7 protein-coding genes are annotated in these 12790 nt (G+C 49.9%); all 7 read left to right on the plus strand.

All coding sequences use genetic code 11. The features are described 5' to 3' along the window. Positions 1-45 precede the first annotated feature (45 nt). Positions 46-642, plus strand: coding sequence for an ATP-dependent Clp protease proteolytic subunit (locus VD907_02620; GenBank protein HYG83746.1), 597 nt, complete (start codon positions 46-48; stop codon positions 640-642). Positions 643-870: 228 nt separating this feature from the next. Next, positions 871-4239, plus strand: coding sequence for a DNA-directed RNA polymerase subunit beta (locus VD907_02625; protein HYG83747.1), 3369 nt, complete (start codon positions 871-873; stop codon positions 4237-4239). A 1-nt stretch (position 4240) separates the two neighbouring features. Then, positions 4241-8041, plus strand: coding sequence for a DNA-directed RNA polymerase subunit beta' (rpoC, locus tag VD907_02630; GenBank protein ID HYG83748.1), 3801 nt, complete (start codon positions 4241-4243; stop codon positions 8039-8041). 288 nt (positions 8042-8329) lie between these two features. Beyond that, a complete protein-coding gene (gene rpsL, locus VD907_02635) occupies positions 8330-8743 on the plus strand; it encodes a 30S ribosomal protein S12 (GenBank protein ID HYG83749.1) in 414 nt (137 codons plus the stop codon). Then, entirely contained in the window at positions 8743-9222 is a 480-nt protein-coding gene (gene rpsG, locus VD907_02640) for a 30S ribosomal protein S7 (protein HYG83750.1), read from the plus strand. The genes rpsL and rpsG overlap by 1 nt, the downstream gene beginning before the upstream one ends. A 3-nt stretch (positions 9223-9225) precedes the next feature. Next, positions 9226-11307: an elongation factor G gene (gene fusA / locus VD907_02645; protein HYG83751.1), complete on the plus strand. Its 2082-nt coding sequence runs from the start codon at positions 9226-9228 to the stop codon at positions 11305-11307. A 287-nt stretch (positions 11308-11594) separates the two neighbouring features. Continuing rightward, positions 11595-12782 (plus strand): elongation factor Tu, encoded by a 1188-nt coding sequence (gene tuf, locus VD907_02650; GenBank protein ID HYG83752.1) that lies wholly within the window; start codon positions 11595-11597, stop codon positions 12780-12782. Positions 12783-12790: the final 8 nt, after the last annotated feature.

Here is a 12790-nt window from a genome sequence, read left to right on the forward strand (position 1 = left end):
CACTTGTATTGAGTGCTAATTTTTGTGTATAATAATGGTATGAACATGACACAACCATCTAACTATCTGGTGCCAACAGTTATTGAGAAATCATACGAGGGCGAGCGTGCCTTCGACGTCTACTCGCGGTTACTAAAAGAGCGCGTTATCTTTTTAGGTGAGGACGTCAATTCGCACACTGCGAACTTGGTAGTAGCCCAGCTGCTGCACCTCGCTTATGAAGATCCGAAAAAAGACATCAAGCTATACATCAACAGCCCCGGCGGCTCGGTATATGACGGGTTAGCGATCTTTGATACGATTCGCTATATTTCCCCCGACGTACAAACGATCGCTATTGGCCAAGCCTTGAGTATGGGTTCGTTTCTTTTAAGTAGTGGCACAAAAGGCAAGCGCTACGCACTGCCAAATAGTCGCATTATGATCCACCAGCCAAGTAGCGGTACTCATGGTAAGATCACCGATCAAGAGATTACCTTGCGCGAAGGGCTGTTCTTGAAGCATCGCCTGCACGAACTATACGCCCAGAACACTGGCCAGAAGGTTTCAAAAATCGAAAAAGACATGGACCGCGATTTCTGGATGAGTGCCGAAGAAGCCAAGGCTTACGGCTTGATCGACGAAATTATTGAAAAAGTCTAGCTTTCGCTTTTCATCGATAAAACGGCCGCCGCTTTAGGTGGTCGTTTTAGATAAAGTTAAAAAGTAATTGACTAATTTGCTCTGAGCCTTCATAATTTGCTATTAAGAAGCAGTGTAACTGTAGTTCGGGTGTGCTTATCGTCAATGGCATGAGAGAAGTGTGGGACTACGGATAGAGAATCTTCGGCGCCGATTCTATCACTAATATAACTAGCGAGGAGTTGCTACGTGGCACAAAAACAGCTAGGCAATACAAAGCGTGTCTACTTTACGAAAGAAGATACCGCGCTACCATTGCCAGATCTTATTGCTCATCAACGTGATTCATGGAGAGAGTTCGTTGAAACCGGTTTGAGCGAAATTTTTGCAGAAATTAACCCGATCGAAGACTACACCGGTCAGAAGCTAGAGCTTCGGTTCCGAGACTACCGATTCGACACACCAAAAATGAGCGAAGAAGAAGCCCACGATAACAACGTGAGCTTTGAGGCGCCGTTGATGGCAAAAGTTGAGCTCACCAATAAAGTAACTGGCGAAGTAAAAGAGCAAGAAATTTATCTGGGAGAATACCCCTGGATGACCGATCGCGGTACTTTTGTAATTAACGGTGCCGAGCGAGTAGTGGTGAGCCAGCTTATTCGTAGCGCCGGCGTGTTCTTTACGGCCGAACAATCGGGTACGCGTAATTACTACGGTGCAAAACTGATTCCCGGCCGCGGTGCATGGCTTGAATTTGAAACTGCCACTAGTGGTGTTATTTACGTAAAAATTGACCGTCGTCGTAAACTACCAGTGACCACTTTACTGCGCGCGCTGGGTTACCCAACCAGTTCTGGCATTAAAGAGTTGTTTGCAGATATTGATACCGGTGCTATTAAATACATTGATGCCACTCTCGATAAAGACCCAAGCCGCGGCGCTAACGAGGCTTTGATTGAAGTCTATCGCCGCTTGCGCCCAGGCGATTTGGCAACTGTCGATAACGCTCGCTCGATGATTGAGCGGATGTTCTTTGATTTCAAGCGCTTCGACTTTAGCCGCGTCGGTCGCTACAAAATCAACCAGCGCCTCGGCCTTGACGTCGCAAATACTACCGAAAATCGCATCATGCGCCTTGAAGATCTGATCGCGATTATTCGGGAGCTAATTCGTCTTAACAACACCCAAGAAGCACAAGACGATATTGACGCTCTCAGTAATCGTCGCGTCAAATTGGTCGGTGAACTAGTTGCTCGTCAATTCCGAATTGGTATGCTCCGCATGCAGCGAAACGCCATGGACCGCATGAGTATGAGTGAAATCGAAACCGTCACTCCCGGCCAGCTGATTAACGCTCGACCAGTAGTGGCTGCCGTGCGTGAGTTCTTTGCTAGTTCACAGCTGTCGCAGTTTATGGATCAAACCAACCCACTGTCTGAACTTGCGCATAAGCGCCGCTTTAGCTCAATGGGACCTGGTGGTCTGAGCCGCGAGCGCGCCGGACTTGAAGTTCGTGACGCACACCAAACCCACTATGGTCGACTCTGTACAGTTGAAACACCAGAAGGCGCCAACATTGGGTTGGTGCTTAACATGGCCAGCTACGCCCGAGTTAATGAATACGGATTCCTCGAAACACCTTACCTAAAAGTTGTTGACGGAAAGGTTACCGATGAAGTGGCTTATCTTGATGCTGCTCAGGAAGCCACCGAAGTTATCGCCGAAGCTGGTAACGCGCTTAATGATGACGGCAGCTTCAAAGAAGGCCGTGTAAGTGTTCGTAACTGCCTGGTTCCTGAAGAGTCTGAAGCCAATGAAGTGACTTACTACGATGCCGCCAAGAAGCAAATCATTGGTACCACGGCCGCTCTAATTCCATTCGTCGAAAAGAACCGCGTTGACCGCAACTTGACCGGCTCGAACATGCAGAAGCAGGCAGTGCCACTGTTACGCCCAGAGAGTCCGATCGTCGGAACTGGTATTGAAGCTGAAATTGCTCGTAACACCAGCCAGCTGGTTGTGGCTGAGGCCGAGGGCGAAGTCGTCCGTGCTGATGCTGAACTGGTTCAGGTAAAATACGCCGATGGAGTGAAAGACTATACTCCCGTTCATTTCCGCCAAAGTAACGACGATCGCAGCATCAACCAAAAAGTTGTGGTAAGTCGTGGACAGAAGGTGAAAAAGGGTGACGTTTTGATCGAAGGCGCCTCAATCGCTGATGGCGAATTGGCTCTTGGCCGCGACCTCATTGTTGCCTACATGCCATGGGGCGGTTACAACATGGACGACGCCATCATTCTGAGTCAGCGAATCGTGAAAGATGATGACCTCACTAGCATCAACATCAACGACTTTATGGTTGAAGTCCGCGAAACCAAGCTGGGCCCTGAAATTGTTACCCGTGATATTCCAAACGTCAGCGAAGATAGTCTGCGCCACCTTGATGAAAACGGTATTGTGCAAGTTGGTTCTGAAGTAAAAGCCGGCGATGTACTGGTAGGAAAAATTACACCAAAAGGCGAGCAAGAACTAAGCTCAGAAGAACGCCTGCTTCGTGCCATCTTCGGTGAAAAAGCCAAAGATGTTCGCGATACTTCACAGCGCATGAGCAACGGCAAGCACGGAAAAGTCGTGGGCGTTAAAGTCTTTAGCCGCGATAAAGGCCACGAATTGAAGGCCGGCGTATTGATGCAGATCCAGATCTTTGTTGCCCAAATGCGCAAAATCGCCGTTGGTGACAAGCTAGCCGGACGTCATGGTAACAAAGGCGTGGTAGCCCGTATCCTCCCAGAGGCCGATATGCCTTTCATGGAAGACGGTACCCCAGTTGACGTCATTCTTAACCCGATGGGCGTGCCATCGCGCATGAACTTGGGTCAGCTATTCGAAGTACACCTGGGCATGGCTGCGCGCGCTCTTGGTTACAAAGTTGCAACGCCACCATTTAACGGCGTACCTCATGAGGCTATTGTTGAAGAGCTAAAGAAGGCTGGTTTCCCCGAAGACGGCAAGATGCAGCTGTTCGATGGTCGTACTGGTGAGCCATTCCACGAAAAAACTGCCGTCGGCAGCATGTACATGATTAAGCTGCACCACATGATCGCCGATAAGATCCACGCTCGCTCGATTGGGCCATACACAATGGTGACCCAGCAGCCACTTGGTGGTAAGGCGCAAAACGGTGGTCAGCGCTTTGGTGAAATGGAAGTCTGGGCACTTGAAGCGTATGGTGCCGCTACCACGCTGCAAGAAATGCTTACCATTAAATCCGACGACGTCTACGGCCGTGCAAAAGCCTACGAATCCATCATCAAGAACGAACCGATTACCGGACCAAAAGTTCCAGAAAGCTTTAACGTGTTAGTAAAAGAATTGCAAGGACTTGGCCTGCGTGTTGACCTGCTCGACCAAAGCGAAGATGAAATCATCGACGCCGAACAGGTACTTGAAGAAAGTATGGCCGCAACCTCAAGCGTGACAGTCAATCCAAAAGATGTCCAGCCACTTGATGTTGCTGAAGCCGATGCAGTTGATGAATATGATGATATTGATCTTGGCGATGGTATGACCATCCAAGACGCTGAAGAACTACAAACTGAAAATAAGGAGCTAGCATAAGATGAGTCGCCTCGTGACTAACACCAGCATTGCCGACTTTGATGCAGTGCGGCTGGCCGTAGCGAGTGCCGATGACATCCTTAATTGGAGTTACGGCGAAGTTTTAAAGCCAGAAACCATTAACTATCGAACCCAAAAACCAGAACGCGACGGCTTATTCTGTGAGCGCATTTTTGGACCGGTAAAAGACATTAGCCAGCACGACGCCAAGCTAAAAGGTATTCGTTCGCGTGAAGTCGCAGTCGATAAAAACGGCGAAATTGTTACCAAAAGTATCGTTCGCCGCGAACGCATGGGCCATATTAGCCTGGCCGCACCGGTAGCGCATATTTGGTTTATGCGTGGGACACCAAGCGCCATGGCACTACTATTAGGTGTTACTGTGCGGAATCTCGAGCGCATTGCTTATTTTGCGAGCTACATTATTATTTCTGCCGACGCCGAAAAGCGTGATCAAATGCTCGCCGATCTTGAGGCCGAAACTGAAGCCGGACGCGCTGCGATCAAAATTCGCTACGAAAAAGCAGCTGAAGAAGCCGGAGCCGATGTTAAGCAATTAGCCACTGAGCAGTCAAAAGAACTCGAGGACTTGAATGAATCATACCTGCAGCGCAAAACACAGCTCGAAAGCCTGTCGAAGATGGCGCTGATGAGCGAAACCGATTACCGCGCGCTGCCCGACGAATATGCCGAGCTTATCGAAGTGGGCATGGGCGGCACCGCGTTGAAGCGCTTGCTCGATGAAATCGATCTTGACCAGCTTATCAAGAGCTTGACTGAAGAAGTTGAAACAGCTAAAGGTCAGCGCGCCAAGAAAATTCAAAAGCGTCTAAAAGTGCTTGAAGGCATGCAGCGCGCCGGCGTCAAGCCGTCAAGCATGTGTCTGACGGTGCTGCCGGTTATTCCTCCGGATCTTCGTCCGATGGTGCAGCTAGCTGGTGGTCGTTTTGCAACTGCCGACCTCAACGATTTATATCGCCGAGTCATTAACCGTAATAACCGCCTCAAGAAACTACTTGACCTCAACGCGCCAGAAGTTATTCGCCGCAATGAAATGCGCATGCTGCAAGAGGCAGTTGATGCGCTGATCGATAACAGTGCTGCTCGTGGTGGTCGCGCAGTTAGCGCCGCCGGTGGCCGACGTCGCCTGAAATCACTGAGCGACATGCTCAAAGGTAAGCAGGGTCGTTTCCGCCAAAACCTGCTTGGTAAGCGCGTTGACTACTCGGGTCGTTCGGTAATTGTTGCCGGTCCTGAGCTCAAAATTAACCAGTGTGGTCTACCAAAAGCTATGGCGCTCGAGTTGTTTAAACCGTTTGTTATTTCTTACTTGCTCCGCAACGAACACGCCCACAACATTCGTTCGGCGACACGCTTGATTGAATCGGGCGAAAGTATCGTATGGGACGCCCTCGACGAAGTGATTAAAGGTAAGTACGTGCTACTAAACCGCGCACCTTCACTCCACCGCTTAAGCATTCAGTCATTCCAGCCAAAACTGATCGAAGGTAAAGCCATTCAGCTACACCCGCTGGTCTGCCGCGGCTTTAACGCCGACTTCGATGGCGACCAAATGGCGGTTCACTTGCCGCTCAGCGATGAAGCGCAAACCGAAGCTCGCGAATTGATGTCAGCTACCAACAACCTGCTAAAGCCAGCTGATGGCACGCCTATCCTTAACTTGATTCAGGATATCGTGCTTGGTTCGTACTACATTACCTACGAAAAACCATCAGCTCAGACCGACAAAATCCGCAGCTACTCATCGGTGAACGAAGCCATTATGGCATTTGAAAAGGGCGTGATTGCGCTGCAAACTCCAATCCGCGTGACGGCAAAAGGCGAAATGCGCCAAACCACCCTCGGTCGTGTATACTTTAACGAAGTATTGCCTGAAGACTTCCCATATATCAACGAAGCCATGACCAAAAAAGTGCTCAACCGAGTAATGGCTAAAATCTTTGATAAGTACGGCTCAGAAGTGACGGCGCACATTGCCGATGAAGTAAAAGATTTGGCACTTGAGCACGCTACCGCTGCCGCTGTGTCAACTGGTATGGCTGATTACTTCGATGTTGAAGAAATCGCCGAGCTGATTCAAGAAGGCGAAGAACGCGCAGCGCTGGTCTCGTCACAGTACGAGCAGGGGCTGATTACTGAAAACGAACGCTACACCCTTACGGTGCAAGTCTGGCGTCAGGTAGACAGCAAAGTTGTTGACCTGCTGCAAAATCGCTTGCTCGAAAGTGACACCGGTGTTAGCATCATGGTGAACTCAGGCGCTCGCGGTAATATTAGTAACGTCAAGCTGGCGACCGCTATGATTGGTGTCATGGTGGATGCCGCCGGTAAGGAAATCGAGCTGCCAATTCGCTCGAACTACCGCCTTGGCCTGAGCCCGCTTGAAGCCTTTGTGGCTACTCGTGGTACTCGAAAAGGGCTCATCGACACCGCGCTTCGTACCGCCGACTCAGGGTACCTAACGCGCCGCTTGGTCGATGTGAGCCAAGACGTCTTCACCGTAAAAGACGATGATGAAGACGAAGGCTTCGCGATCTACCGCTCTGAAACCGAAGAAACAATGGTGGAATTTGGCGACCGACTCTTTAGCCGTTATGCTGCCGAGGACGTACCGGGCCATGTAAAACGTGGCGAGCCAATTACCCGCGAGATCGCTGACGCCATTCAAGCTGACGAAAAGATTGAAAGTGTCAAGATCTTAAGCGTCCTAAGCACTAAGAACCTCCGCGGTATTCCACAAAAGAGCTACGGACTCGATATGGCAACCGGTAGCCTGATCAATATTGCTCAACCGGTTGGTGTTATCGCTGCCCAGTCGGTTGGTGAGCCGGGTACGCAGCTGACCCTCAACACCTTCCACGCCAGTGGTGTGGCCGGTGACGACATTACCCAAGGTCTGCCCCGTGTTGCCGAGCTCTTCGAAGTGCGAACGCCAAAAGGCGAGGCCTACCTGAGCGAAGTTGCCGGTAATGTTCAAGTCTGGGAAGACGGCAACAATTACGTGGTGCAGGTAACGCCAACCAAGGGTAAGATTGAACGCATCAAGCTCAACGGTCAGATTGTTCGTGTAAAATCGGGCACTGAAGTGACTGCTGGCGACGTACTGGCAAGTAACGAAGATCAATTGATGCCGCTGAAAGCACCATTTGATGGTACGGTCGAAGCGGCAGAGGGCGAGCTTATCGTTACTGGCATTGCGCAAAATCCAGTGCGCTACGAAATTCCGGGCTTTAAGCAGTTAGTCGTCACCGATGGCGATATCGTCGAAGCTGGTGATCGCTTAACTAACGGTTCGATCAACCTCCGTAACTTAATGGCCCTTAAGGGCGTCGAGGCTACTCAGCGCTACATCATCAATGAAGTTTTGCGCATCTACGCTGCTCAAGGTCAAAACATTGCCGATAAGCACCTCGAGATCATCGTACGCCAAATGTTTAGCCGCGTACAAATCGAGGACCCAGGTGACAGCCTGTTTGTTACCGGCGACATCGTGTCAAAGGCTGCAGTTATCGAAGCCAACGGCAAACTGACCGCTGAAGGCAAAGAGCCGGCTCAGTACACCCAACTGCTGCTTGGTATTACCAAAGTCTCAATCTGGAGCGACAGCTTCCTTTCAGCTGCTTCCTTCCAGGATACGACTCGCGTATTAATCAACGCTGCCACAAGTGGACGAGTAGACAACCTTTATGGCCTCAAGGAAAATGTGATCATTGGTCGCAAGATCCCTGTCGGCACTGGCGCTCGACCGACCGAAGACGATCAAGTGGACGTCGAAGAATAATAGAAAAGTATTAAACTCTTGTTATTCCGTAAAAGCACCCATCTCTCGGGTGTTTTTACGTTCGGCGTATTCTTTTAGGGCTCTTGTAAAGAGCAGGGTAGTAGAACGCCCGGGCTCACTTGTGCCCGATCCGTATTTCTGCTATAATTCTCGATGAGTTTCATGTTTTTAAAGGTGACACTGCAATGAGAGTGTGTACAGGCAGTAACCCCTTTAAGAATTGCGCCGAAAGCAGGAATGCTGAGCCCGCTTCGGCTCATCCTACACCATTAACTTTTAGGAGACATAATGCCAACAATTAACCAGCTTATTCGTAAGCCCCGCAAAGATGCCGCCAAGAAGAGCAAAAGTCCCGCTCTTAGTCGTATTCATAATGCTCTACAAAGCCGCTACTACGAACAAAACGCACCCCTCAAGCGGGGCGTTTGTATCAAAGTAACTACCAAAACCCCAAAGAAGCCAAACTCGGCGCTTCGTAAAGTTGCTCGTGTTCGTTTATCGAATGGTCACGAAGTTTGGGCCTATATTGGTGGTGAAGGTCACAACTTGCAGGAACACGCCGCCGTGCTTGTTCGCGGTGGTCGCGTGCCAGATCTTCCAGGTGTTCGCTATCATATCGTTCGCGGCACGCTTGACCTTCAGGGCGTACAAAAGCGCAAGCAAGGTCGTTCTAAGTACGGTGCAAAAAAGGAGTCTAAGTAATGCCTCGTAAGGTCACTAAATCATTACAACGAACCGTTGCTCCAGATCGTAAATACCAAAGTACTATGGTGCAGCGCTTAATTAATAAGAGCATGCTTAACGGCAAGAAATTGCTGGCTGAGCGACAAGTATATAATGCGCTTGAGATCGCCGCTAAAAAACTTGACAGCGAAGAACCGCTTGAAGTTTTTGAACGAGCGCTAAAAAACATTTCACCAAATTTTGAAGTAAAAAGCCGTCGTGTTGGTGGTGCGAACTATCAGATTCCATTCCCAATTCAGGGGCATCGTCAGCAGCACTTTGCCTTTATGTGGTTAGTCCAGTCAGCTCGAGCTCGTTCGGGTATGCCCTATCATCAGCGACTAGCGGCCGAGATCATCGATGCCTACAACGAAACTGGCGCAGCTTTCAAAAAGAAAGAAGACACCCACCGCATGGCAGAAGCTAACCGCGCATTTGCGCACTTTGCACGAGGATAATCTATGGCAACTAAAGTCCCTCTTAAATTATTCCGTAACATCGGCATTATCGCGCACATTGACGCCGGTAAAACCACTACTACCGAAGGTATTTTGTACCGCACTGGTATTAGCCACAAAATCGGTGCTGTTCACGAAGGCGAAACCACCACCGACTGGATGGTACAAGAACGCGAACGAGGTATTACAATTACCTCAGCTGCGGTTACTAGCTTTTGGAAAGGCCACAAGATCAACATCATCGATACTCCTGGTCACATCGATTTCACTGCCGAGGTTGAACGCTCACTCCGCGTGCTCGACGGTGCAGTGACTGTATTCGATGGCAAGGCCGGCGTAGAGGCTCAAACCGAAACTGTTTGGCGCCAAGCCAACAAGTACGGTGTACCGCGCATCTGCTTCATCAACAAGATCAACCAAATTGGCGGCGATTTTTATAAGTCACTCGAATCAATTCACAAACGCCTGTCAAAGCAAGCTTTGCCGGTTCATCTGCCTATTGGTTTTGAAAAGGACATTCGCGGCGTTGTCGACCTCATCGACATGAAAGCCTACACCTATAGCGACTTCACCGACCGCGAGCTCAAAGTAGAAGAAATTCCAGCTGACATGCTCGAAAAAGCAAAGCACGCGCGCAGCTTACTAGTTGAAGCTGCCGTTGAAGCCGATGACGAGCTCTTCGAACGCTTCCTTGAAAAAGGTGAAGAAGCAATCTCTATTGATGAGCTAAAATCCGCCCTTCGTAAGCGGGTGCTCTCTGGCGACTTTTACCTCGTTACTGGCGGTGATGGCCGCGGCGTTATCGTTGAAAAAGTGCTCGACCTCGTTGTCGACTACCTTCCAAGCCCACTTGATATCGATGCACTCTGGGGTGAAAATCCTAAAACTGGCGAGCAAATTGAACGTAAACCAGATGAAAACGAACCACTTGCTGGCCTGGCTTTCAAAATCGCTACCGACCCATTTGTGGGTAAGTTAATCTTTGTCCGTGTTTACAGCGGTAAGCTGACTGCCGGTAGCTACGTGCTTAACACTAACACTGGCAATAAAGAACGCGTTGGCCGTATTGTTCGGATGCACGCCGACAAGCGCGAAGATATCGACATGATTGGCGCTGGCGACATTGCGGCAGTGGTTGGCCTTAAGGATACCTTTACTGGTGCGACACTGGCCGATCCGGCGAATCCAATCGTCCTCGAAAGCATTACCTTCCCTGAACCGCCAGTTTCGATTGCTGTTGAGCCGAAGACCAAGAGCGACCAAGAAAAAATGAGCATTGCGCTGGGCCGCCTGGCTGAAGAAGACCCGACCTTCCGCGTGCACATTGATGATGAAACCGGTCAAACCATCATGAGCGGCATGGGTGAGCTGCACCTCGATATCCTGATTGACCGCATGCGTCGTGAATTTAAGGTCGAAGCCAACATCGGTGAGCCGCAAGTGGCCTTCCGTGAATCTATTCGCGGTACCGCTGAAGTCCAGGGTAAACACGCCAAGCAGTCTGGTGGTCGTGGTCAGTATGGCGATGTTTGGATTCGCTTTGAGCCAAACGAGCCAGGCAAAGGCTTTGAGTTCATCGATGAAATCAAAGGTGGTGTTGTTCCTCAAGAATACCGCAAACCAGTCGAGCAAGGCGTCAAGGAAACACTTGACGGCGGTGTGATCGCTGGCTATCCAGTAGTAGACGTCAAGGCAACCTTGTATGATGGAAGCTACCACGAAGTCGACTCTAGTGAATTAGCCTTTAAGCTAGCTGGTACCCTGGCTGCCAAAGATGGTATCAAGCAAGCCAAGCCTGTGCTCCTCGAGCCAGTTATGAAGGTTGAGGTGACCACTCCTGAAGAATTCATGGGTGATATCATTGGTGACCTCAACTCTCGGCGCGCACGGATTGACGCTATGGAAGATCTTGCAAGTGGCGCTAAGCTCGTTCGGGCTTTCGTACCACTAGCTAACATGTTCGGCTATACTTCCGACCTTCGCTCGATGAGCCAAGGCCGCGCAGCGAGCGCCATGGAACTTGCGCAGTACGAAGAAGTACCGCCAAATGTCGCACAGGAGATTATTGCCAAGCGATCAGCTTAGCCATTACATTCTCTGACACAGTAACAAAAATCACTCTTTTACGGAGTGGTTTTTGTTAGGCCGCGCTACAGCAGAGCGTAATAGCTGGTCAGCCCGCCAAGCACTCAAGCGTTGCTAAAGCATAACCTCGCCAAAACGACCATACCCGCAGTAGAAGTCACAAGGTCGCTACACTGTGGCGAAACAGTAAGTTTAGCCTTTACTTTTTGCCTTCGAGAATTTATAATTTGCTACATACGTTGTGGGGTTTTAATCCCATGCGAACAAAGTAATAATAGGAGAAACAAATGGCAGACACTTTTGTCCGTGATAAGCCGCATGTGAACGTTGGTACTATGGGCCACGTTGACCACGGTAAGACTACTTTGACTGCAGCTATTACTGCTGTACTTGCAAAGCGATTACCTAGCGCTGTTAACAAATCTGTTGCATACGATGAAATCGACAAAGCACCAGAAGAAAAAGCTCGTGGTATTACCATTTCAACAAGCCACCAGGAATACGAAAGCGAAGCTCGTCACTACGCGCACGTTGACATGCCTGGTCACGCTGACTACATCAAGAACATGATCACCGGTGCGGCACAGGTTGATGGCGCTATTCTGGTTGTCAGCGCAGCTGACGGCCCAATGCCACAAACCCGCGAACACGTACTGCTTGCTCGTCAGGTGAACGTACCTAAGATCGTTGTCTTCCTCAACAAGATGGATATGGCCGATCAAGATCTTGTTGAACTGGTTGAAATGGACGTTCGCGAACTTCTAAACAAGAACGGCTTCGATGGCGACAACGCCCCAATCATCAAGGGCTCAGCCTTGAAGGCACTTGAAGGCGACGCACAATACGAAGACGCCATCATGGAACTGGTTCAAGCTATGGATACTTACATTGAAGAGCCTGTACGTGACCTCGACAAGCCATTCTTAATGCCAATTGAAGACGTCTTCTCAATCAAGGGTCGAGGTACTGTTGCAACTGGTCGTATCGAGCAGGGTGTCCTTAACCTTAACGACGAAGTTGAAATCGTTGGTATCCGCGATACTCGTAAGTCAGTTGTTACCGGTATTGAAGCCTTCAAGAAGAGCCTCGATCGCGGCCAAGCAGGCGACAACGCTGGTGTACTGCTTCGTGGTATCGAACGCGATGACATCGAACGTGGTCAGGTGCTTGCAAAACCTGGTAGCATTACCCCTCACACCGAATTCGAAGCAGAAGTTTACATTCTGACTAAAGAAGAAGGTGGTCGTCACACACCATTCTTTAAGGGCTACAAGCCACAGTTCTACTTCCGCACGACTGACGTAACCGGTGAAGTTGAGCTGCCTGCCGACAAAGAAATGGTTATGCCAGGCGATACCGTTACTTTCAAAGTGAAGCTACTTGCTCCAATTGCTATGGATCAAGGTATGCGCTTTACCATTCGTGAAGGCGGCCGCACCGTTGGTGCTGGTGCTGTCACTGCGATTACTAAGTAATCACAGTC

Source organism: Verrucomicrobiia bacterium (assembly GCA_035629335.1).
Lineage (GTDB): Bacteria > Patescibacteriota > Saccharimonadia > Saccharimonadales > Saccharimonadaceae > DASUUR01.